General features: G+C 37.0%; 2 protein-coding genes. One reads left to right on the top strand and one right to left on the bottom strand.

Features of this window, described 5'->3' with window-relative positions; genetic code table 11:
* Positions 1-115: 115 nt before the first annotated feature.
* Entirely contained in the window at positions 116-610 is a 495-nt protein-coding gene (locus DDE80_RS15230; protein ID WP_161952359.1) for a hypothetical protein, read from the bottom strand.
* Between the two features lie 4 nt (positions 611-614).
* On the opposite strand from DDE80_RS15230, the gene DDE80_RS15225 reads away from it, so the two are divergent.
* Entirely contained in the window at positions 615-1343 is a 729-nt protein-coding gene (locus tag DDE80_RS15225; protein WP_161952358.1) for an Ig-like domain-containing protein, read from the top strand.
* The last annotated feature ends 111 nt before the right edge of the window (positions 1344-1454 follow it).

Here is a 1454-nt window from a genome sequence, read left to right as displayed (position 1 = left end):
AAATCGTGGTATTCTTAGCCATGAGAGATTCCTCCTCGTAAATGTTGGTGTGGTAACTTACATTTTACATGGAATCTCTCTTTTTTATTAGTTTTTTATAGGAAAATTTAGTTAATCAACAGACGTGATATAATAGCTTACCTTTAACAAAAGCTGATGGTAAAGAATACACAGTAACAGCTAAAGATGGTAAACTTGTTGTTTCAATTAAAGAGGACGTTCGTACATTAGCTAAAGATGCTAAAGTAGCGATCAAACTTGAAGTAGTCGATGCTGATAATAAAGTAATCGAAACATCAACAGCTAACTTCACAGTAGTAGAAGGCGAAGCAGCAGCTCCAACAACAGTTGAAGCAGTAACAGCAACATATGCTAAAGCAATCAACGAACATAAAGCTGATGAAGCTGTAACAGAAGTTTTACCAAATGATGAAATCAAACTAACAGCAGACGTTAAAGACCAATACGGTAACCCTGTAACTACAGCCGCTGCAGGTGAAAACTTAATCCGTTGGGTTGTTAAAGAAGGTAAAGACCTTATTGCTAAATCAGGCGAAACTGATTTAACTTCTGGTTCATTAGATACAAATGGTAACACTGTATCATTCAAAGCAGTGAAACCAGGTACATTAACAATCGAAGCATACAACATTGCAAACGGTGACTATGAAACATACACTGTTGAAATCGGTGCATCTAAATTAACAGCTATTACAGTAGGTAAAGACCTTCAAGATAACGGTAAAAACTTAGTTGCAAACCCTTATAACAACGAAGAAGGCATTGTTGCTGTATTAAAAGCTAACCCAGAAGGCGCAGCATTAAAAGCAGCAGATGTGAAATTCGATGTAAAACCAGGAAAAGGTTTAACAAAAGAAGACATCACTGTAACAGCTGAAGAAATCACAGTTGGTAAAGGTGACGACGCTAAAAAGCATATCGTAGTGAAAGCAACAACGAAAAAAGCAGGCACTTACACAGTAACACCATTCGTAGGTGAAGCAATTGATGCTGAAAAAGTGGCAAAAGGTACAGCAATTGAAGTTAAGACAACACTTAACCCAGTAGTTGAATCATTTGAAATCGAGCCAGTGAAAGAAAATGAAGTAAACGTTAACGGTACAGTTACAAAAGCGTTAACATTCAAAAACAAACACGGCGAAGAAATCAAAGTAGATAAATCTAAAGTAACAGTAAAATCTTCTGACGATGATGTAGCAACAGCTGTAGCTGAAGATAAAGAAGGTAACGCTACTATTAAATTAACAGGTAAAGCAGAAGGCGACGTAACAGTAACAGTAGTGGCTGGAAAAGTATCAAAACAACTCACACGTGTTGATTAGCGAAATTCACGTATCATTTTCTTGATAAATGAATCGAGCTGAGGTCAGAGTTTCTTCCACATACGTTTGCCATTGTTGATCGAGCGCATGCCAAAGAAACAGGCGTGTAAA

Origin of the sequence: Metalysinibacillus jejuensis (assembly GCF_003057615.1) — a bacterium.
Taxonomy (GTDB): Bacteria; Bacillota; Bacilli; order Bacillales_A; family Planococcaceae; genus Metalysinibacillus; species Metalysinibacillus jejuensis.
This window is presented reverse-complemented; position numbering and strand designations above follow the sequence as displayed.